This is a genomic window from Paraburkholderia sp. EB58 (assembly GCF_050436665.1).
Classification (GTDB): Bacteria; Pseudomonadota; Gammaproteobacteria; order Burkholderiales; family Burkholderiaceae; genus Paraburkholderia.
Genome location: NZ_JBNDMQ010000005.1, coordinates 92051 through 114017, shown reverse-complemented (window position 1 = coordinate 114017; position 21967 = coordinate 92051). Strand labels below are relative to the sequence as shown.

Below are 21967 nucleotides of genomic sequence, written 5' to 3'. Positions count from 1 at the left end.
TCCTCCAGGAAAACGTCCCTGATTATCCGCTGTTTGCGGAACAATACCAACGCCGATACCGCACCCCGCGATGGGCGCCGGGCGCGGCCGCGAATTCGAATGGCGCCTCGAACGGCGTTCGCTTTTTTCACGATACGATATACAATCAGTTTTCCGCTGTTTGTTGCGTCAACCGATTTCTCCCCATGAGCGATACGAACCCGGATCCCAAGACTTCGATCCAGGTGATCGAGCGCATGATGCGGCTGCTCGACGCCCTGGCTGCGCATAGCGACCCGGTCAGCCTGAAGGAACTCGCGCTGCGTACCGAGCTGCACCCCTCCACCGCCCACCGCATCCTGAACGACATGGTGACCTGCCGACTGGTCGACCGTTCGGATCCGGGCACCTACCGCCTCGGCATGCGCCTGCTCGAGCTCGGCAATCTGGTCAAAGCACGCCTGTCGGTACGCGACGCCGCGCTGCTGCCCATGCGTGAACTGCACCGCCTGACCGGCCAGACCGTGAATCTGTCAGTACGCCAGGGCGACGAGATCGTCTATATCGAACGGGCCTACTCGGAGCGCTCCGGCATGCAGGTGGTGCGGGCGATCGGCGGGCGCGCGCCGCTGCATCTGACGTCGGTCGGCAAGCTGTTCCTCGCCGCAGACGAATCGACCCGCGTGCGCGCCTACGCGACCCGGACCGGCCTGTCGGGACACACGCAGAACAGCATCACGGATCTCGCCAAGCTCGAACGCGAGTTGTTGCACGTGCGCCAGCAATCCTCGGCCCGCGACAACGAGGAACTGGAACTCGGCGTGCGCTGTATCGCTGCGGGCATCTACGACGATACCGGCAAGCTCGTCGCAGGCCTGTCGCTGTCGGCGCCGGCTGACCGCTTGCAGGACTCCTGGCTGGGACAGCTCAGCAAGACGGCGCTGGTGATCTCCGCGTCGCTCGGCTATCAGCCCGAAACGCCGCCGGCCAACGCGCATCATCAACATGCCTGATTGACGCCCCTCGTCGAGGCGCACCGTCAAGGCGCGCGCCGGATGCAAAAAGCCCCGCATTCGCGGGGCTTTTCGTTGGTGCTGCCGACAGAACCTGAAGGCAGCGATCTTGCAGCGTCGTGCGGGCTCAGGTGCCCGGGCCGCCTGCGTCGGCACTGGTGATGTGCGTATCGCCGCCGTTGTCGAGCCACGTACGCAGACGCGTCGCATCCGCGAAGCGCGAGTACTTGCCCGACGAGTCGAGCAGCACCACGATCATCGGACGGCCATGAATGGTCGTCTGCATCACGAGGCACTCACCCGCTTCGTTGATGAAGCCTGTCTTCTGCAGACCGATATCCCACGTCGGGTTGCGCACCAGCGCGTTCGTGCTGTTGTAAGCGATCGAACGCTTGCCCGTGTAGACCTCATAGCTATGATCGGTCGAGAACTGGCGGATCATGGGGTACTGATAGGCCGCGTTGACCATCTTCACCAGGTCGCGCGCGGTCGACACGTTCTCGCTCGTCAGACCCGACGGGCTTTCGAAGTGCGTGTCGGTCATGCCGAGTTGCTTCGCCTTGGCGTTCATCGCCGCGAGGAAGGCCGGACGGCCGCCCGGGAAGTAACGCGACAGCGCCGCGGCGGCGCGGTTTTCCGACGCCATCAGCGCGATGTGCAGCATGTCTTCACGCGAGAGCACCGAGCCAACGGCCAAGCGCGAGCCCGTGTTCTTGATGTAGTCGCGGTCTTCATCCGTGACTTCGATCTGCTCGGTGAGCGGCGCCTTCGAATCCAGCACCACCATCGCCGTCATCAGCTTGGTGATCGAAGCGATCGGCACCACGGCGTGCGAGTTCTTGTCGAACAGCGATTCTCCGGAATTCTGGTCGACCACGTAGGCGACGCTCGAACGCAAGGCGAGTGCGTCCGGCGTGTCATGCAGGCCGAAGGCCTGACCGACTGTCGGCTGACGCGGTTCGAACGCGACCTGGCGGACCACCGAGTGGCGGCGACCGTTCAACGTATACGAAACGCGGCGCCTGCGGGTTTCCACGCGCGGCGCGTCGTCAGACGCGTCCGCGGTCGTGTCGACCTTGGCCGACTTCTTCGCAGCAACGGCAGAACCCGCCTTCCTGGCCGATTTCGCAGTTTTGAGGGTCTTCTTACTTGTTTTGGCAGGGGCGGCAGCGGCTGTAGCCGTCGCCGCGAAAGCGTCGACAGGCGCAGCGAACGCGGCTGCGATGACCACCGAGGCGGCCACCGACACAGCGGTGCTGAGGGCCACGCCGTGGATCACTTTTAGCGACGAAAACATGTCGGTTTTCATTGGTGTTCTGTCAGGGGCGGCGAGGATTTTACGCAAGTGTAGTAAAACCACGAAAAATTAGCAATATTAAGCACTTATCGGCGCTCCTTAAACCGGCTTGTAAGATCCGATTGCAAAAAGCCTATAAGCTTCGCGAACGCAATCGAAAAAAGCGATCATGTTCGCGGACGTTCGTCGGGCTGTTATTCGCGGGATTAGAGCGATCCTATCAGCATAACGGCAAATTAGAGACAACCTTGATACGGGGAAATACGGTCGTTCCGCGAGCCGCAAAACGCCGCTAGCCGGGGGCCAGCGGGCGTTTCTCGCGGGCTCCGGCCGATGCATCGAGCAGCAGACAGTTAAGCATCTGCTGCAGATCAACCATCGCGCATTCGACCGAGATGCCCGATTAACGTTCCATGACAGATTCCGGTTTACATGGATTGTTGTTTAAGTGCATCTCGCCGTCAGATTTTCCTTCGCGCCCTGCCGCTCCTCCGGAATGCACGCAGCGCCGCCGACGCAACGTCCGTTTCTCCGCAAATGCAGCAAAAGTTACCGCTGCAGCGCGCACCAGCACTGTGCAACAGTCAATCCGACATGCTTCACGGTTATGTCATATGCATTTCATAACGTCTTGTTTTGTCGAGAATTTCTCGACATTGTGCGGCGCACAAAAAGTACTTGACATCCACAGGCATCATCCTAAAATAGGTGTCATTGCTGCGATGCACAATACATCGCAGCTCGATGAATCAACGTTTTGCCATTAACCCAACGCGGTCCGCATTAGACGGACCGTCCATCCAGGAGCGTAAACATGTCTCTGCTGACCCCTGAGCAAATCGCCGCAGCACAGAAAGCCAACCTTGAAACGCTGTTTGGTCTGACGACCAAGGCATTCGAAGGCATCGAAAAGCTGGTTGAGCTGAACCTGCAAGTCGTCAAGTCGACGCTCGCGGAAAGCCAGGAAAATGCACAACGCGCGCTGTCGGTGAAAGACGCGCAGGAATTTTTCGCGTTGCAGGCTGGCCTCACGCAGCCGATCTCGGAAAAGGCCCTGTCGTATGGCCGTCACGTGTATGAAATCGTGTCCGCCACGCAGGCCGAATTCGCCCGCGTTGCAGAAGCTCAATATGAAGAGCAAAACCGCAAGGTGCAGTCGCTGGTCGACAACGTCGCCAAGAACGCACCGGCTGGTTCGGAAACCGCTGTCGCCGTGATCAAGTCGGCCATCACCGCCGCCAATACCACGTACGAAACGGTTCACAAGGCAACCAAGCAAGCTGTCGAAATCGCTGAAAGCAACTTCAACGCAGCCGCTACGGCAGCGTCGAAGGCCGCTTCGCAAGCTGCAGCTCAAGCTTCGCGCTCGGCCAAGAAGGCTGTCTAAGTCTTCATCTCAGTTTTTAACTGAGGTTTCGACTCAGGTTTCAAGCGTTTCAGTATTTCGCGCATCAACACGCGCCGGCCGTTTCACTGGCCGGCGCTTATCGTAGCAACAGCGCCGTACAGCCTCGCGTTCTACGCGTTCACTGGCGGCCGAACGCTCCGATACGTTGAACAGCGTATCGTTTGCCCGGCCAACGCCGGGATTTTTTTGTCCTGGCAATGACCGTCCCACTATCCAGGCTAACGAACGAAGCAAGTAATCTGAGCATGAGAACGAGGCGTGGCGAATGCCCTGCCCCGCTAAACAAAACAAAACGGCGCGCCCCGCAAAGGGCGCGCCGTTTTGTTTTTGCGGCCAGATTCAAAAGCCGACCTCAAGGCAAATCTTTGCGTTGATCGAGGACGCTTACGCCGGTTAAGCGCAAGCGCCCCATACCACCTTACTTCTTTTTCTGCGGCGGCAGATCGGTACAGACGCCTTCATACAGCTCAGCGGCCATGCCGACCGATTCGCCGAGCGTCGGGTGCGGATGGATCGTCTTGCCGATGTCGGTTGCGTCCGCGCCCATTTCGACTGCGAGACAGACTTCGCTGATCAGGTCGCCGGCGTTCAGACCGACGATGCCGCCGCCGATCACGCGATGCGTTTCTTCGTCGAACAGCAGTTTCGTGAAGCCTTCGTCACGGCCGTTGGCAATGGCACGACCCGAAGCGGCCCACGGGAACACCGCCTTGCCGTACTTGATGCCTTCAGCCTTCAACTGGTCCTCCGTCTTGCCGGCCCAGGCCACTTCCGGATCGGTGTAGGCGACTGACGGAATTTGCAGCGCATCGAAGTACGCCTTCTCGCCGTGCGCAGCTTCGGCCGCCACGTGACCTTCATGCACAGCCTTGTGCGCGAGCATTGGCTGACCGACGAGATCGCCGATCGCGAAGATGTGCGGCACGTTGGTGCGCATCTGCTTGTCGGTTTCGATGAAACCGCGATCCGTCACGGCGACACCGGCCTTGTCGGCCCCGATCTTCTTGCCATTCGGGCTGCGACCCACGGCGACCAGCACCAGATCGTAGCGTTGCGGCTCGGCCGGCGCCTTCTCGCCTTCGAAGGTCACGTAGATGCCATCGTCCTTGGCTTCCGCGCCGGTCGTCTTGGTCTTCAGCATGACATTAGCGAAACGCTTGCTGTTGTACTTTTCCCAGACCTTGACGAGATCGCGATCGGCGCCGGCCATCAGACCGTCGAGCATTTCGACGACATCGATCTGCGCGCCGAGCGTCGAATAGACGGTCGCCATTTCGAGACCGATGATGCCGCCGCCGATCACCAGCATGCGCTGGGGAATCTGACGCAGTTCGAGCGCGCCGGTCGAATCGACCACACGCGGATCTTCCGGAATGAACGGCAGCTTGACCGCTTCGGAGCCGGCCGCGATGATGGCCTGCTTGAACTTGACGACCTTCTTGCCGCCGTCCGTGACGACCTCCATATGATTGGGGTCGACGAACGTACCGGTACCGGTGACGACCTCGACCTTACGCATCTTGGCCATGCCGGCGAGACCGCCGGTCAGCTTCTTGACGACGCCGGACTTGAAGTCACGCAGTTTATCGAGATCGATCTGCGGCTTGCCGAACGTGATGCCGTGATGGCTCAGCGCATCGGCCTCGTCGATGACGAGCGCGGTATGCAGAAGCGCCTTGGACGGAATACAGCCCACATTCAGACAGACACCGCCGAGGGTCGAATAACGTTCGACGAGCACGGTCTTCATACCCAGATCGGCCGAGCGGAACGCAGCGGAATAACCACCGGGACCCGAACCGAGGACGAGCATCTCGCACTCGATATCCGCGCTGCCCGAAAAGCTGCCGGCTTGAGGCGCGGGAGCAGCAGCCTTAGGCGCAGCCGCTGCGGCTTGCGGTTTAGCTTCTGCCTGAGCGGCGGGTGCTTTTTCGGGCTCTTTAGCGGGAGCCTTGGGTGCATCTTTGGCCGGAGCCGCGTCCGCCGACGATTCGACAAGCGCGATGACGGTCCCTTGGGACACCTTATCACCGGGTTTGACGCGAACTTCCTTGACGGTGCCGGCGGTATCGCTGGGCACTTCGATGGAAGCCTTATCCGATTCGAGCGTCATGAGAGCTTGTTCGTTCTCGATGACGTCGCCCGGCTTGATATTGACTTCGATGACGTCGACATCCTTGAAATCACCGATGTCCGGCACCTTCACTTCGACGAGACTCATAGTGTCCCCTTCTCTTTTTGATCGTTGACGAAGAAGCGCAAAAAGAACCCAAAAGCAGCCTAAAAGCTAGCAGCGAGCCGGAACAGAAACATCCTTTGCTGTCCGCCCAAGGACCCGCCTTTCTTTTGCCTACTTTTCTTTGGAAGACGCCCCGAAGGAAGTACCCTTGGGGTGCAAAGAAAAGTAAATGCTGCCCCGCACAGGGGCAACGCTAATAGACCGACATGAAGGCAAGTTCAGCGAGGGACGTGGATAACCGAACAACAAGAAACCCACGCCCCCGGCGCAACAAAAACGTCAAACAATCACAGAATCACACGCCGAAAATCGGCAAGAATCGCACCCAGATACGCATTGAAGCGAGCAGCTTCAGCCCCGTCGATAACCCGATGGTCGTACGACAAGGAAAGCGGCATAGTCAGCCGAGGCACAAACTGCTTCCCATCCCAAACCGGCTTCATAGCGCTACGGGACAGCCCAAGAATGGCAACCTCAGGCGCATTAATGATCGGCGTAAAGTGCGTCCCACCAATCCCACCCAAAGAAGAAATCGAGAAGCACCCACCCTGCATCTGATCCGGCTTAAGCTTGCCCTCACGAGCGGCCTTGGAAAGCTCGGCCATCTCCTTGGCAATCTCAACGAGCCCCTTCTTGTCCGCATCGCGAATAACAGGCACAACCAAACCATTCGGCGTATCAGCAGCAAACCCAACGTGGTAGTACTGCTTGAACACGAGGTTATCGCCATCAAGGCTGGCATTGAACGTCGGGAACTTCTTCAGGCCAGCAACAACCGCCTTGATCACAAACGCCAGCATCGTGAACTTCACGCCGGCCTTTTCGTTTTCCTTGTTCAGTTGCACGCGCAGCGCTTCGAGCTCGGTGATATCCGCTTCGTCGTTGTTGGTGACGTGCGGAATCATGACCCAGTTGCGATGCAGGTTCGCGCCCGAGATCTTCTTGATACGCGAGAGCGGCTTCGGATCGACCGGACCGAACTTGGTGAAATCGATCTTCGGCCACGGCAGCAGGTTCAGCTCGCCGCCTCCTGCCGCAGCAGGCGCTGCAGCCGGAGCCGCACGCTGACCCGTCATCACGCCCTTGACGAACGCCGTGACGTCGTCCTGCGTGATGCGGCCCTTCGGACCCGTACCCTGCACGCGCGACACGTCGACACCCAGTTCGCGCGCGAACTTGCGCACTGACGGCGAAGCGTGGCTTGCCTTACGCGCACCGCCCTCGCCCGCCGGGATGAGCGGCGCCTGGGCCAGCGCGGACGGCGCAGCCGGTGCCGGGCTCGGCGTAGCCGGCGCATCGGACGGCTTTTCTGCCACGGGCTTGGCCGCAGGTGCGGGAGCCGGGGCAGCCGCGCCGCCTTCGGCTTCGATCACCACGATCACGGAACCTTCCGACACCGTATCGCCGACCTTGACCTTCAGTTCCTTGACGACGCCAGCGGCCGTGCTCGGCACGTCCATGGTCGCCTTGTCGGACTCGAGCGTGACCAGCGACTGCTCTTTCTCGACACGATCGCCGACCTTCACCGCGATCTCGATCACGGGAATGTCCTTGTAGTCGCCGATATCCGGAACCTTCACTTCCTGCACACCGCCACCGCTTGCAGCAGGTGTGGGAGCAGGTGCCGGCGCAGCAGCGGGCGCCGGTGCCGGAGCGGGAGCCGCCGCAGCACCATTGGCCTGTGCAGCAGCGGGCTTGGCCGCATCCGCACCGCCTTCGGCGCCTTCCAGCACGACGATCAACGAGCCTTCCGACACGTTATCGCCCACCTTGACCTTCACTTCCTTGACCGTGCCGGCAGCCGAACTCGGCACGTCCATCGTCGCCTTGTCCGATTCCAGCGTGACGAGCGACTGCTCTTTCTCGACGGTGTCACCCGCCTTCACCAGCACCTCGATCACAGGGATGTCCTTGTAATCGCCGATGTCCGGCACCTTGACTTCGATCGCTTGACTCATTGTTAGTGTCTCCTGGGCCGCGTACGGCGCCTGCTCCTATCGATCAGAAGCAGGCGTGCACGCCGTGGCACACGGGGAAGGATGCCTTAGACGGTCATCGGGTTGGGTTTGGCGGGATCAAGGTTGTACTTCTTGAGCGCCTCGGCGACGACCTTGCGTTCGATCTTGCCTTCGTCTGCCAGCGCGTTCAGCGCGGCAACCGTGACCCAGTAACGATCGACTTCGAAGAAGTGACGCAGCTTTTCACGCGTGTCCGAACGACCATAGCCGTCCGTGCCCAGCACGACGAACTTCTGCGGCACGAACGCGCGGATCTGCTCGGTCAGCGCGCGCACGTAGTCGGTCGATGCGATGACCGGGCCTTGTGCGTCCTTGAGCAGCTTCTCGACGTGCGAGAGCTTCTTCTCTTCGGTCGGGTGCAGCAGGTTCCAGCGCTGCATTTCGTGGCCTTCGCGGGCCAGTTCCGTGAAGCTCGGCACGCTCCACAGGTCGGCAGCGACGCCCCAGTCGTTCTTCAGCAGGTCAGCCGCGGCGATCACTTCATTGAAGATCGTGCCCGCGCCCATCAGCTGGACGCGCGGCGCCTTCTTGTCGGCTTCGGCCTTCCTGAACGAGTACATGCCCTTGATGATGTCCGCGGCGACGCTATCGCCCTGCGGAATCGCCGGATGCTCGTAGTTCTCGTTCATCACCGTGACGTAGTAATAGACGTCTTCCTGATCCGCGACCATGCGGCGCAGACCGTCCTGCATGATGACGGCGAGTTCGTAACCGAACGTCGGGTCATAGCTGATGCAGTTCGGCACCGAAGCCGCCCACAACAGCGAGTGGCCGTCTTCGTGCTGCAGACCTTCGCCGTTCAGCGTCGTACGCCCGGCGGTGCCACCCAGCAGGAAGCCGCGCGAACGCATGTCGCCCGCCGCCCAGGCCAGGTCGCCAATACGCTGGAAGCCGAACATCGAATAGAAGATGTAGAACGGGATCATGATCTCGCCGTGCGTCGAGTACGACGTCGCGGCAGCGATCCAGTCCGACATACCGCCGGCTTCGTTGATCCCTTCCTGCAGGATCTGACCGGTTTCCGATTCGCGGTAGAACATCAACTGGTCGGAATCTTCCGGCACGTACTTCTGGCCTTGCTGATTCCAGATACCAATCTGACGGAACAGGCCTTCCATACCGAAGGTACGCGACTCGTCCGGCACGATCGGCACGACGCGCTTACCGAGCGCCTTGTCCTTCAGCAGGATGTTGAGGATCCGCACGAACGCCATCGTCGTGGAAATCTCGCGCCCTTCGCCCGTGCCCTTCAGGAGCGGCTCGAATGCGCTGAGTTCCGGCACTGGCAGCGACTCCGCCTTGCGGCGACGCGCCGGCAGATAACCGCCGAGGTCCTGACGGCGAGCGCGCATGTACTCGAGTTCCTTCGAACCTTCTTCGAACTTGAGGTACGGCACGTTGACGATATCTTCGTCGGAGATCGGCAGACGGAACTGGTCGCGGAATTTCTTCAGCTGATCCACGTGCAGCTTTTTCTGCTGGTGGGTGATGTTCATCGCCTGACCGGCTTCGCCCATGCCGTAGCCCTTGATCGTCTTCGCGAGAATGACGGTCGGCTGGCCCTGCGAATTCGATGCTTCCTGGAACGCCGCGTAAATCTTGTGCGGATCGTGACCGCCGCGGTTCAGGTTCCAGATGTCTTCGTCGGACCAGTCGGCGACCAGCGCCTTCAGCTCCGGCGTATTGAAGAAGTGCTCGCGCACGTATGCGCCAGACTCCGACTTGTACGTCTGATATTCGCCGTCCACGACATCCATCATCCGGCGCATCAGCGCGCCCGACTTGTCGCGCTGGAACAGCGCATCCCAGCGGCTGCCCCAGATCACCTTGATGACGTTCCAGCCGGCGCCGCGGAATTCGCTTTCGAGTTCCTGGATGATCTTGCCGTTACCGCGCACCGGACCATCGAGGCGCTGCAGGTTACAGTTGATCACGAATACCAGGTTGTCGAGACGTTCGCGGCCGGCCATGCCGATCGCGCCGAGCGATTCCGGCTCGTCCGTTTCGCCGTCGCCGAGGAAGGCCCAGACCTTGCGGCCGTCGGTCTTCGCAATGCCGCGCGCCTGCAGGTACTTCATGAAGCGCGCCTGATAGATCGCCATGATCGGGCCGAGGCCCATCGAGACGGTCGGGAATTGCCAGAAGTCCGGCATCAGCCACGGGTGCGGATACGACGAGATACCCTCGCCGCCCACTTCCTGACGGAAGTTGTCGAGCTGGTCTTCGGAGAGACGGCCGAGCAGGAACGCGCGCGAGTAGACACCCGGCGACGAGTGGCCCTGCACGAACACGAGGTCGCCGCCGTGCTGCTCCGACGGTGCATGCCAGAAATGGTTATAGCCGACGTCGTACAGCGTGGCAGCCGAAGCGAACGAAGCAATGTGGCCGCCGACGTTCGTGTCCTTGCCCGCGCGCAGCACCATCGCGATGGCGTTCCAGCGTGTGTAGGAGCGGATCTTGTGTTCGATGTCCTGGTCGCCGGGGATGGGCGCCTGACGCGAGACAGGAATCGTGTTGATGTAGGGAGTATTGGCGGAGAACGGCAGATGTTCGCCGTGCACGCGAGCAAATTCGATTTGCTTTTCGATCAGATAGTGGGCGCGATCGGGGCCCACAGCAGAAATCACGCCATCCAGCGCTTCCAGCCATTCGCCGGTTTCCTGGGGATCGTCGTCTTTCTCGGCGGCGACATATTTCATGACTTCGTCGGGTACAGCGGACATGCTCGTCTCCTGAGGATAAGGAACGCTCTTTGAACAGACGACGCGGACGAGGTCCGACCGCGGCAGCTTCGGGCCGATTGTAATAAGGCGCTCGCCGTCTGCGCAACAAAATTTTCGAATTACGAGATCGTTTCTCATAATGCGGAAAATTGTTGCGGCGCACCCTGGTTTCGCTGCGGATCAACGGATACGTCGGCTAGTTTGCTCCGATTAGCGGTACTTTCAGCGCTTTTTTGCGCCATTTGCTAGTCACACGCTGCGCTACAATGCCAGCCATGTTGACCGAACGGCTTTTCGCACGCTCGGCGCGGCCCGCCCGAACGACGGCGGATTCGTCGCCGTCCCGCTGGCACCATGGACCATGGTGGTCGAATTCCTATTTGCTGACGCCGCTCCTGTCGATCCTGGTGTTCCTGGTCGTCATGAGCCTGATTCTGTGGAGTCTGAACCGGCGCGAGCAACAGCAGCAGGAAGACACGCTCTACCGTAACGTCGCGTGGGCGCAGCAACAGATTCGTCTATCCATGACGGGCGCGCAGGAACAGATCCAGGCGCTCGCGCGCGATCTCGCCGCGGGCCACGCCGATCCGCATTCGTTCCAGGTGTCTACCACGGACATCATGCAGGGGCATCCCGAAATCCTCTACATGAACTGGTTCACGCCCCAGCAGCAGCCGCGCTGGCCCAATACGGCGCTACCGGTGTTCGGCCAGCGCCTCGCAAAACCCAGCGACGCGCAGATGGACGAAGCCGTGAAGGCCGCGTTCAACGACGCGCGCACCTCGCGCCGCCAGGTGTACTCCCCGCTCATTTATGACGATCTCGGCAACGGCTATCTGACGCTGCAGACGCCGGTGTATCGCGACCGCGAGTTTCTCGGCTCGATCGCGGCGGTGTTCTCGATCGAAGGCGTCCTGAAGCACGACATCCCGCCGGAGTTGTCGGCGAAGTACAAGATCTCGATCATCGACCTGAACAACCGCGAGCTCGCCACCACCTCGACACGTCCGCGCCTGCCGCGCGACATGTTCTACGACCTGCCGCTCGACCCACCCGGCCAGGGCATCTCGGTGCGCGTCTACGCGTTCCCGCAGATGACCAACTTCACGAACAACACGCTCGTGTGGCTGGTCGCGGGCCTGTCGTGCTTCGTGCTGTGGAGTCTGTGGAGCCTCTGGAAGCACACGCGCCAGCGCTTTGAAGCGCAGCAGGCGCTGTATGCCGAAGCGTTCTTCCGCCGTGCCATGGAAAACTCCGTGCTGATCGGCATGCGCGTGCTCGACATGCACGGCCGCATCACCCACGTGAATCCCGCCTTCTGCCGTATGACCGGCTGGGACGAAAGCGATCTGGTCGGCAAGAACGCACCGTTCCCCTACTGGCCACGCGACGCGTATCCGGAAATGCAGCGCCAGCTCGACATGACGCTGCGCGGCAAGGCGCCTTCCTCGGGCTTCGAGCTGCGCGTGCGCCGCAAGGACGGGTCGCTCTTCCACGCGCGGCTTTACGTGTCGCCGCTGATCGACAGCTCGGGCCGCCAGACCGGCTGGATGTCGTCGATGACCGACATCACCGAACCGAAACGCGCCCGCGAAGAACTCGCCGCCGCGCACGAACGCTTCACCACCGTGCTCGAAAGTCTCGACGCCGCGGTGTCCGTGCTAGCCGCCGATGAAGCCGAACTGCTGTTTGCCAACCGCTATTACCGCCACCTGTTCGGCATCCGTCCGGACGGTCATCTGGAACTCGCGGGCGGCGGCTTCGATAGCGGCGAGGCTTCGTCCGATTCGATCGACATGGTCGACGCCTACGCCGGCCTGCCCGCTGCGGCACTGACCGAAAGCACCGCCGATGCCCAGGAAGTCTATGTACAGGGCATACAGAAGTGGTTCGAAGTGCGCCGCCAGTACATCCAGTGGGTGGACGGCCATCTGGCGCAGATGCAGATCGCAACCGACATCACGACCCGCAAGCAGGCGCAGGAACTCGCGCGCCAGCAGGACGAGAAGCTGCAGTTCACCAGCCGCCTGATGACGATGGGCGAAATGGCCTCGTCGCTCGCTCACGAACTGAACCAGCCGCTCGCCGCAATCAATAACTATTGCTCCGGAACCGTAGCACTGGTTAAATCTGGGCGGACAACGCCTGACAATCTGCTGCCCGTGCTCGAAAAGACCGCGCAGCAGGCGGTGCGGGCGGGCATGATCATCAAGCGGATCCGCGAGTTCGTGAAGCGCAGCGAGCCGAAACGCCAGGCCACCCGTGTCGCCGACATCGTGGCTGACGCGGTCGGGCTGGCTGAGATCGAGGCGCGCAAGCGCCGCATCCGGATCGTCACGGACCTGCGCTCGCGTTTGCCGGTGATCTACGTGGACCCGGTGCTGATCGAGCAGGTACTGGTGAACCTGTTGAAGAACGCCGCCGAAGCCATGCACGACGCACGGCCCAACGCGGTCGATCCGGTGATCCGCGTAGTCGTGCGGCTGGAGAGCGGCTTCGTGTGCATCAGCGTGGTGGACCAGGGTCCGGGCGTCGACGAAGCCACGGCCGAGCGTCTGTTTGAACCGTTTTACAGCACCAAGTCCGACGGTATGGGCATGGGGCTGAACATCTGCCGTTCGATTATTGAATCGCATCGCGGTCGCCTGTGGGTGGTCAACAACGTCGAGTCTGACGGCCATATCACAGGCGCCACGTTCCATTGCAGTCTGCCTATTGGAGAGCCTGATGGCCCGAGCAACGGCGGGTCAGAGGCGCCGACACCACAAACCGTTACGGGAGAGCTATGAACAGCCCAGTCACCACACAGGAAACAGTCTTTGTCGTCGATGACGACGAGGCCGTGCGAGATTCGCTGCGCTGGCTGCTGGAGGCGAACGGCTACCGCGTGCAGTGCTTCTCCAGCGCCGAGCAGTTCATCGACGCCTGGCAGCCGCACACGCACCCGGGCCAGATCGCGTGTCTGATCCTCGACGTGCGGATGTCCGGCATGAGCGGACTCGAGTTGCAGGAACGTCTGATCGCTGACAACGCTTCGCTGCCGATCATCTTCGTGACGGGCCACGGCGACGTGCCGATGGCGGTGTCGACGATGAAAAAAGGCGCGATGGACTTCATCGAAAAGCCGTTTGACGAAGCCGAACTGCGCAAGCTCGTCGAGCGCATGCTCGACAAGGCGCGCAGCGAAAGCACCAACGTGCAGCTGCAACGCGCAGCGGCCGAGCGTCTCGGCAAGCTGACCGCGCGTGAGCATCAGGTGCTCGAGCGCATCATCGCCGGCCGGCTGAACAAGCAGATCGCCGACGACCTCGGCATCAGCATCAAGACCGTCGAAGCGCACCGCGCGAACATCATGGAAAAGTTGAACGTCAACACGGTCGCCGATCTGCTGCGACTGGCGTTGTCGAACAAGCCGCAACAGACGCAGTAAGGCTTGTCGCATCAAGAAGGCTTGCTGCGGTAGTACCGAGCGAGCCTTGGAACGCCCCCCGCCTGACCGCCGTGCCGGCCGGACTGTTTCGAGTCCCGTCGGCGCGCGCTCCCTACCGCTCCGCTCTCCCCTGCTTTACGACCTTCTTCGCTAACCGGGGATCGCCATGCCCATCCGGCTAGCGAGCCCGCGACGGTATAATGCTGTACTTCGCAGCGACGCTTTTTCCGCGCCGCGCGCTTTTCGCGATCCGACCGGTTCGTGACGAAAAGCGCCATCGCACGTCGCAAACGCGTATGTCGCGAACGCGCACGTCGCAAACGCGCACGTCTCCAACGTGCCGAGTGTGCCGAACGTGCAAATCACGCGCGCCGCCGTGTCCCGCATTCCGAACTGCCCAACCTCGACCGACCATGACAGCCAAACTGATCGACGGCAACGCCCTCTCCAAGACCTTGCGCGCCAACGTCGCCACACGCGCCGCCGCCCTCACCGCCCGTGGCCATCAGCCGGGCCTCGCCGTCGTGCTGGTGGGCGACAACCCGGCCAGCGAAGTGTATGTGCGCAACAAGGTCAAGGCCTGCGAAGACAACGGCCTGTTCTCGTCGTATGACCGCTACCCGGCCACCCTGTCGGAAGCTGATCTGCTCGCGCGCATCGACGAGCTGAACCGCGATCCGAAGATCCACGGCATCCTCGTGCAACTCCCGCTGCCGGCGCATATTGATAGCCACAAGGTAATCGAGGCGATAGCCCCGGAGAAGGACGTGGATGGCTTCCACGTGGCCAACGCCGGCGCGCTGATGACCGGCAAGCCGTTGTTCCGCCCCTGCACGCCGTACGGCGTGATGAAGATGCTCGAGGCCTACGGGATCGACCTGGAGGGAGCGAACGCAGTGGTGATCGGCCGCTCGAACATCGTCGGTAAGCCGATGGCGCTGCTGCTGCTCGAAGCGGGCGCCACCGTCACGATCTGCCATAGCAAGACCCGCGATCTGGCCGCGCACACACGTAACGCCGACGTGGTGGTGGCCGCCACCGGCCTGCGCAACATCCTGACTGCGGAGATGGTGAAACCCGGCGCTGCTGTAATCGATGTCGGCATGAATCGCGACGAGGCCGGCAAGCTGTGCGGCGACGTCGATTTCGCGGGCGTGAAGGAAGTGGCCGGCTATATCACGCCGGTGCCGGGTGGCGTAGGTCCTATGACGATCACGATGCTGCTCGTCAACACGATCGAAGCCGCCGAACGCGCTGCCGACAAGGCGTAAAGAAGCACGAGGCCGCGCCGGCGGTCTGGCACAAATATCAACGCGGCGACACGCGAGGCGAACTTCTGATAATTTGTGCCGTAGCCCGATTGGAATCGCGGCGCTGCGCCCCAATAATGTGGGTATCGGGCGCCGCCACGAGCCACGTCCGCCGATTCACGCCTATTCATCCGCGTCAGACAGGAAGCCGCCTCATGTCCACTACTCATTCGACACACGACAATCCGCTCCTCGATTTCTCCGATCTGCCGCGCTTTGGCGACATCCGCCCCGAACACGTAACCCCGGCTCTCGACGTGCTGCTCGCCAATGCGACGGCCGCGGTCGAGCGCGCCGCAGAACCGAGCACGCCCGCTTCCTGGGCCGACGTGGTCGACCCGGTCGAGCGCGTCACTGAGCCGCTCTCGCGCGCATGGGGCGTCATCGGTCACCTGAACGCCGTGGCCGACACGCCGGAGCTGCGCGCCGCCTACGGCGAGAATCTGCCGCGCGTGACTGAATTCTGGTCGAGCGTCGGGCAAAACCTCGCGCTCTACGAAAAGTACAAGGCGCTCGCCGCCAGCAGCGACTTTGGCTCGCTCACGGGCGAACGCAAGAAAATCCTCAGCAATGCCCTGCGCGATTTCCGCCTGTCGGGCGCGGAATTGCCGGAAGACCAGAAGCCCCACTTCGCCGAATTGCAGGAGCGCCAGGCGAACCTCTCCAAGGCGTTTTCCGACCACGTGCTGGACGCGACCAATGCCTACACCTACCTCGTCGAAGACAAGGCAGATCTGGCGGGCTTGCCGGAAGACGTGATCGAAGCCGCTCAGGAAGCTGCCGAGCGCGAAGGCAAGACCGGCTGGAAATTCACGCTGCATTTCCCGTCGTACTTCCCGGTCATGCAGTACTCGGAAAACCGCGCCATGCGCGAGACGATGTACCGCGCTTACGTCACCCGCGCTTCGGAGCTGGGCGGCACCTACGGCGGCGGCAAGGCCGAGTGGGACAACACTGCTAACGTCGCCGAGCAGTTGAAGCTGCGTGCCGAAGAAGCGCATATGCTCGGCTATCAGAACTTCGCTGAAGTCTCGCTCGCCCCGAAGATGGCTGAGTCGCCCGCGCAAGTGATGGCCTTCCTCGAAGACCTGGCCACGCGCGCCCGTCCGCACGCCGAACAGGACTGGAAGGAACTGCGCGAATTCGCCGCAAACGAACTTGGCATGCCCGAGCTGCAACCGTGGGACATGACGTTCGCCGCGGAACGTCTGCGTCAGAAGCGCTATTCGTTCTCGGAAAACGAGGTCAAGCAATACTTCCCGGAAGACGTGGTGTTCAAGGGCCTGTTCAAGGTCACGGAAACGCTGTTCGACGTAAAGATCCGTCGCGACGAAGCAGCCGTGTGGCATCCGGATGTGCGCTTTTTCCGCATCGAGAATCAGGACGGCGCTCTGGTCGCGCAGTTCTACGTCGATCTGTATGCACGCGAAGGCAAGCGCGGCGGGGCATGGATGGACGATGCACGGGCCCGTCACAGGCATGCGAACGGCGGCGTGCAAACGCCGGTTGCGTATCTGACCTGCAATTTCTCGGCGCCGGTCGGCGGCAAGCCGGCCTGCTTCACGCACGACGAGGTGATCACGCTGTTCCACGAGTTCGGCCATGGCCTGCATCACATGCTCACGCGCGTCGATGAACTGGCTGTGTCGGGCATCAACGGCGTCGAATGGGATGCGGTCGAATTGCCATCGCAGTTCATGGAGAACTTCTGCTGGGAGTGGGACGTGCTGAGCGACATGAGCTCGCATGTCGAAACCGCCAAGCCGCTGCCGCGCGACCTGTTCGACAAGATGCTGGCCGCGAAGAACTTCCAGAGCGGCTTGGGCACGCTGCGGCAGATCGTGTTCTCGATGTTCGACATGAAGCTGCATACCGACTTCGACGCGAGCGGCCCGAAGAGCGCCAACGACCTCGCCCGCGAGATCAACGAACGCTTCCACGTGGTGCCGCAAGCGGCCTTCTCGCGCTGGCCGAACACGTTCAGCCATATCTTCGCGGGCGGTTACGCAGCCGGCTACTACAGCTACAAGTGGGCCGAAGTGCTGTCCGCCGACGCTTACGCCGCGTTCGAAGAAGCGGCTCAGGCGGCAAGCGGCAGCGTGCTCGATTCGGCCACCGGCACGCGGTATCGCAAGGAGATTCTTGAGGTGGGCGGCAGTCGGCCGGCGATGGAATCGTTCAAGGCATTCCGCGGGCGTGAGCCGAATATCGACGCGCTGCTGCGTCATAACGGCATGACTCCGGCTACGACGCACTAGGCTGGGCGCTGCGGCGCCTCAGGGTAAAAAGCCGGTGTCTTGCTTACGCAAGCACCGGTTTTTTTGTGGCCAAAGGGGCTGATGCAGCGAGCCGGGCTTACGCTAGGTGCATTGCTTGCGTTGGCGGCATTGCCGCGTTTGCCGACGCTACTTGCCGCGCGGTGCTCTCGGCCGCTATCGCGTCCTGCTCTTCAGCTAACCACGCTGCAACTTGAAATCGATCTGCGACGGCCGTCCCTCAAGCAAAAGCGTCGCACGCGCCGCAGGCGAACGCGCCACCACCTTGCCCCGCCGGATCACCGCCAGGCGCGCAGCGCGCAGACGAATCGCTTCGACCGGGTCACGGGCGTCCAGCAGCACGCAATTCGCTTCGCATCCCGGAGCAATGCCATAACCCTCAAGCCCAAGGATCCGCGCGGCATTCACCGTCACCGCGTCGAAGCACGCGTGCATTGCGTCGATGCCAGTCATCTGCGCGACGTGCAGTCCCATATGCGCCACTTCGAGCATGTCGCCCGAGCCGAGGCTGTACCACGGGTCCATCACGCAGTCGTGGCCGAACGCGACGTTGATACCCGCGGCCATCATCTCCGGCACGCGTGTCATGCCGCGCCGCTTCGGATAGGTGTCGCTGCGGCCCTGCAGCGTGATGTTGATCAGCGGATTCGCAATCGCCGCCACCCCCGACTCACACATCAGCGGCAGCAGCTTGCTGACGTAGTAGTTGTCCATCGAATGCATCGAGGTCAGATGCGAGCCGGTAACCCGGCCATGCAGACCCAGCCGGTGAGTCTGTGCCGCCAGCGTTTCGATGTGGCGCGAGAGCGGATCGTCCGATTCGTCGCAATGCATGTCGACGCGCAAGCCCTGCTCCGCCGCGTACTCGCATAGGATCCGCACTGACTCCGCGCCATCGGCCATGGTCCGTTCGAAATGCGGAATGCCGCCAACTACATCGACGCCGAGCGCAATCGCCCGCTTGAGGTTGTCGAAGCCGCCGGGGCTGCGCAAAACGCCGTCTTGCGGGAACGCCACGAGTTGCAGGTCGAGGTAAGGCGCCACGCGCCGCTTCACTTCGAGCAGCGCTTCCACGGCCAGCAAGCGCGGGTCGCACACGTCGACGTGACTGCGAATCGCCAGCAGGCCGCGCGCGACCGCCCAGTCGCAGTACTGCAGAGCACGCTCGATCAACGCTTCCTGCGTCAGTTGCGGCTTCAGCTCGCCCCACAGCGCGATCCCTTCGAGCAGCGTGCCGGACGCATTGACGCGCGGCAGACCATACGACAGTGTCGCATCCATGTGGAAGTGCGGGTCCACAAAAGGCGGCGTGACGAGCAAACCGGCGGCGTCGATTTCTTCCAGGGCGCTCGCCGCCAGGTGTGGCTCGACCGCGACGATGCGCCCCGCTTCGATGCCTATATCGACTGGTTCCTTATGCTGGGCAACGCTACGCGGCAGGCTGGCACGGCGGATGATCAGGTCCATGTCTCGCTCCTTTGACTGCCATCGATTCTATCGGCGTCAGAAAGCATTTGGGGAGACAGGGGTGGCAAGGGCGGCGACAGCAACTCGGCGAGAGGAGTAGCGAGTGAATTCGCGACACGCTACTGTACAAAAATACAGTAGCATCATCAAGACGCTCACGTATCTTCTCGCCCATGCCGTCTTCCATCCGCAACTCGCTCGCCTGGATTTTCGACGCTTTCGAGCGCGAACCAACCTACCTTAGCAAACGGATGTTCGGGTCCGACGCCGCCTATATCGACGGCCTGTTGTGTCTGGTTGCCTCCGATCGCGACCCGCCATGGAATGGCCTGCTGGTGTGCACATCGGAGGAGCGCCACGCCGCGCTGGTCGACGAAATGCCCGCGCTGCGGCCACATCCGGTGCTTGGAAAATGGCTTTATATCGCGCAAGACGATCCGGCGTTCGAACCCACCGTCGAACGGTTGACCGCACTCGTGCTCGCGCGCGATCCGCGCGTGGGCGTCGAGCCGAAGCCGCGCGGACGGCGTGGAAAATCCACCCTGCCGAAGACTTGACGGCGAATTTGCCGCCTTCACCCGAGCCGTACCGGCGCAATCCTGCCGATCCGTACCGCTGTCCACCACCCCGCCCGGCCTATACTCAGCGCTCGGCTATAAACACCGGCAGGACGGCGAGATGAAAACGATTGGCATCATCGGCGGCATGAGTTGGGAATCGTCCGCAGAGTATTACCGGCTCCTCAACCGCCACGCGAAGGCGCGTCTTGGCGGCCACCACAACGCGAGCAGCCTGCTGCTGACGGTCGATTTCGCCACCGTCGAAGCCCATCAGCGCGCGGGTGACTGGGACGCACTTGGCGCGCAGATGGCCGGCGCCGCCCGTCAGCTCGAACGCGGCGGCGCGGAACTCGTGATCCTCGCGACCAACACGATGCACAAGGTGTGCGAGTCGATCGAGCAGGCCATCACGATCCCCTTCCTGCACATCGCCGATCCGACCGGCAGCGCGCTGCGCGCCGCTGGCATCGAGCGCGTCGGCTTGCTCGGCACTCGCTATACCATGGAGCAGACGTTTTACACGGGACGGCTGCAAGAGCGCTACGCGCTCGACACGCTGATCCCGAACGAAACCGATCGCGCCGACGTGCATCGCATCATTTACGACGAGCTGTGCCATGGCGTGGTCCGCGACGACTCACGGCACGTCTATCAGCGGGTGATCGCGGACCTCGTTGCGCGCGGGGCGCAGGCGGTGATTCTCGGCTGCACGGAGATCACGCTCCTGATCAAACCGGAGCATGCCGCGTTGCCGGTGTTCGATACCACAGCGCTGCATGCGCAGGCTGCGGTCGACTGGGCGATCGACACCGATCATTGAGACGCAGCGGCAGGCTAGTGCCGCTGCGCGCCTAACGGCCCAGACCCGGTCAGGATACGTTAGGACTCCACGTCTTCCAGACTGAAGAGTTCAGTCTGGTCGTTATACGAGAAGATCTCGCCGTAACGGCCCCAGTTGATCACCGCGTCGAGCGTCTCTTCCGCGGCGCTGTCCGACAGGAAATCTTCCAGCTCCTGCTCGAAACGCACGCGCGGCGCACGATGTCCCGGCCGCTCGTTGAGCACCTTCTTGATCCGGCTGGCAAGCGGCACATGGCGCAGCAGATGTTCCGCAAACATCAACTTGCGTTCCTGCGTACCCAGTTCGGCGAACACACGCGCCGGCGGCGTCAGCAGAATGTCCCCTTCGCGCACTTCCGCGAAGCCCAGATGCTGCAGCACTTCGGCGACCGGGAACAGATCGTCCACCTCGAGATGCAGCGAACGGGCGATTTCCGGCATGTCCGCGCGGCCGTGGTACGGCGCCGCGGCCAACGTTTCGATCAGACCTGCCATCAGGTTGGTCGAGACATGCGGCAGCCAGTTGCCCAGTTCCAGGCCCTTCTTCGTCGACTCGTCGGTCTGACGCGCGGTCATCTTCGCGTAGATCTCGTCCACGAGGCGGCGGAACGCCGGATCGAGACGGTTGCGCGGATGCTTGAAAGGCACCTTGATCTCAGCGATCACCCGGCCGGGATTCGACGACAGCACCAGAATCCGGTCGCACATGAATACCGCTTCCTCGATGTTGTGCGTGACGATCAGCACTGACTTGATCGGCATACGGCCCTGCGTCCACAGATCCAGCAGGTCGGTACGCAAGGTTTCGGCCGTCAGAACGTCGAGCGCGGAGAACGGCTCGTCCATCAGCAGGAGCGTCGGGTCGACCACCAGCGCACGGGCAAAGCCCACACGTTGACGCATGCCGCCCGACAGCTCGCGCGGATAGGCGTTTTCGAAGCCGTCCAGACCGATCAGGTCGATGGCCGCCAGCGCACGTTCGCGCCGCTCGCGAGCGCCCACGCCCTGGGCTTCGAGACCGGCTTCCACATTCTGCAGAACGGTCAGCCATGGGAACAGCGCGAAGGTCTGAAACACCATCGCCACCCCCTTGGCAGGGCCATCGAGCGGCTTGCCGAGGTAGTCCACCGTGCCGTCGGTCGGCTGGATCAGGCCGGCAATGATGCGAAGCAGCGTCGACTTGCCCGAGCCCGAACGGCCCAGCATGCCGACGATCTCGCCTTCGCGCAGCGACAGGTTCACATCGTCGAGAACCAGCAGTTCGTCCTGGTTCTTGGCGAAGCCACGACTTACGTCCTTCACGCGCAGCACTTCTTCCCCGAGGCGTGGAGTCGTCGACGGCGTCTGGGACGCCGCCTGGAACAGGTCTGCAGATACCACTTTAGGATTTAGCATCGTGTTTTACTC

Annotated in this window: 14 protein-coding genes; 8 read left to right on the top strand and 6 right to left on the bottom strand. The window is 62.1% G+C overall.

All coding sequences use genetic code 11. The features are described 5' to 3' along the window. Positions 1 to 185: 185 nt before the first annotated feature. Positions 186 to 992 carry an IclR family transcriptional regulator gene (locus P3T40_RS09355; protein WP_429267410.1) on the top strand — a complete coding sequence of 269 codons (807 nt, stop codon included), beginning with the start codon at positions 186 to 188 and terminating at the stop codon, positions 990 to 992. A 127-nt stretch (positions 993 to 1119) separates the two neighbouring features. Here P3T40_RS09355 and pbpG read toward each other — a convergent pair whose 3' ends face one another. After that, the gene (gene pbpG / locus P3T40_RS09350; RefSeq protein ID WP_429267409.1) at positions 1120 to 2301 is read right to left on the bottom strand and encodes a D-alanyl-D-alanine endopeptidase; all 1182 of its coding nucleotides are present in this window, start codon (positions 2299 to 2301) and stop codon (positions 1120 to 1122) included. 802 nt (positions 2302 to 3103) lie between these two features. On the opposite strand from pbpG, the gene P3T40_RS09345 reads away from it, so the two are divergent. After that, positions 3104 to 3676, top strand: coding sequence for a phasin family protein (locus tag P3T40_RS09345; RefSeq protein WP_429267408.1), 573 nt, complete (start codon positions 3104 to 3106; stop codon positions 3674 to 3676). 439 nt (positions 3677 to 4115) lie between these two features. Here P3T40_RS09345 and lpdA read toward each other — a convergent pair whose 3' ends face one another. From lpdA to aceE, 3 genes are all read right to left on the bottom strand, one after another. Further along, positions 4116 to 5918: a dihydrolipoyl dehydrogenase gene (lpdA, locus tag P3T40_RS09340; RefSeq protein WP_429267407.1), complete on the bottom strand. Its 1803-nt coding sequence runs from the start codon at positions 5916 to 5918 to the stop codon at positions 4116 to 4118. A gap of 305 nt (positions 5919 to 6223) precedes the next feature. Further along, positions 6224 to 7894 (bottom strand): dihydrolipoyllysine-residue acetyltransferase, encoded by a 1671-nt coding sequence (gene aceF / locus P3T40_RS09335; protein WP_429267406.1) that lies wholly within the window; start codon positions 7892 to 7894, stop codon positions 6224 to 6226. An 86-nt stretch (positions 7895 to 7980) separates the two neighbouring features. Next, positions 7981 to 10677 carry a pyruvate dehydrogenase (acetyl-transferring), homodimeric type gene (aceE, locus tag P3T40_RS09330; protein WP_429267405.1) on the bottom strand — a complete coding sequence of 899 codons (2697 nt, stop codon included), beginning with the start codon at positions 10675 to 10677 and terminating at the stop codon, positions 7981 to 7983. Positions 10678 to 10952: 275 nt separating this feature from the next. On the opposite strand from aceE, the gene fixL reads away from it, so the two are divergent. The 4 genes from fixL to P3T40_RS09310 all read left to right on the top strand — a co-directional run bounded on the left by fixL (position 10953) and on the right by P3T40_RS09310 (position 17675). Then, positions 10953 to 13466, top strand: coding sequence for an oxygen sensor histidine kinase FixL (gene fixL, locus P3T40_RS09325; protein WP_429267629.1), 2514 nt, complete (start codon positions 10953 to 10955; stop codon positions 13464 to 13466). Continuing rightward, the gene (fixJ, locus tag P3T40_RS09320; RefSeq protein ID WP_429267404.1) at positions 13463 to 14107 is read left to right on the top strand and encodes an oxygen response regulator transcription factor FixJ; all 645 of its coding nucleotides are present in this window, start codon (positions 13463 to 13465) and stop codon (positions 14105 to 14107) included. Before fixL ends, fixJ begins: the two co-directional genes overlap by 4 nt. A 413-nt stretch (positions 14108 to 14520) precedes the next feature. Further along, the gene (gene folD, locus P3T40_RS09315; protein WP_429267403.1) at positions 14521 to 15378 is read left to right on the top strand and encodes a bifunctional methylenetetrahydrofolate dehydrogenase/methenyltetrahydrofolate cyclohydrolase FolD; all 858 of its coding nucleotides are present in this window, start codon (positions 14521 to 14523) and stop codon (positions 15376 to 15378) included. Between the two features lie 194 nt (positions 15379 to 15572). Next, positions 15573 to 17675, top strand: coding sequence for a M3 family metallopeptidase (locus tag P3T40_RS09310; protein WP_429267402.1), 2103 nt, complete (start codon positions 15573 to 15575; stop codon positions 17673 to 17675). 195 nt (positions 17676 to 17870) lie between these two features. Here the strand turns inward: P3T40_RS09310 and P3T40_RS09305 are convergent, their stop codons facing one another. Then, entirely contained in the window at positions 17871 to 19160 is a 1290-nt protein-coding gene (locus P3T40_RS09305) for an amidohydrolase family protein (protein WP_429267401.1), read from the bottom strand. A 173-nt stretch (positions 19161 to 19333) separates the two neighbouring features. On the opposite strand from P3T40_RS09305, the gene P3T40_RS09300 reads away from it, so the two are divergent. Together P3T40_RS09300 and P3T40_RS09295 are read left to right on the top strand one after the other, a co-directional pair. Beyond that, entirely contained in the window at positions 19334 to 19717 is a 384-nt protein-coding gene (locus P3T40_RS09300; RefSeq protein WP_429267400.1) for a hypothetical protein, read from the top strand. 121 nt (positions 19718 to 19838) lie between these two features. Next, positions 19839 to 20540: an aspartate/glutamate racemase family protein gene (locus P3T40_RS09295; protein ID WP_429267399.1), complete on the top strand. Its 702-nt coding sequence runs from the start codon at positions 19839 to 19841 to the stop codon at positions 20538 to 20540. 59 nt (positions 20541 to 20599) lie between these two features. Here P3T40_RS09295 and P3T40_RS09290 read toward each other — a convergent pair whose 3' ends face one another. After that, positions 20600 to 21955 carry an AAA-associated domain-containing protein gene (locus P3T40_RS09290; RefSeq protein WP_429267398.1) on the bottom strand — a complete coding sequence of 452 codons (1356 nt, stop codon included), beginning with the start codon at positions 21953 to 21955 and terminating at the stop codon, positions 20600 to 20602. Positions 21956 to 21967: the final 12 nt, after the last annotated feature.